The following is a 292-nucleotide window of genomic DNA, read 5'->3' on the forward strand; positions in this document are numbered from 1 at the left end:
TGACGCGCGCGCTGGCGCCGCGCTGGCTGGCGGCCCGCATCGCCGCCAAGCTGTACGACGTCAATCGCATCGCCAACGTGGGCGGCAAGGACTACGGTGTCGTGCGCCTGCAGTTCGACGAGGAAAAGCTGGCGGCCCAGGTGTGGAGCCTCGTGCTGGAGACCGCCGGCGTGGCCTTCGTCGTGTTCGTCGCGAGCCTCGTCCTCATGCGCACCCTCGTGCGCCGCTGGCTCGACAACCTGGGCCGGCTGCGCTCGTTCGAGCACGACGTGGCCGCGGGCCGCGTCGTGCT

At 71.2% G+C, this 292-nt stretch carries 1 pseudogene; it reads left to right on the forward strand.

The features are described from left to right. A pseudogene (locus ACEN88_RS35195) lies at positions 1 to 292 on the forward strand (hypothetical protein); the annotation flags it as partial.

The organism is Massilia sp. CT11-108 (assembly GCF_047302915.1).
GTDB classification, from domain to species: Bacteria; Pseudomonadota; Gammaproteobacteria; order Burkholderiales; family Burkholderiaceae_D; genus Telluria; species Telluria orientalis.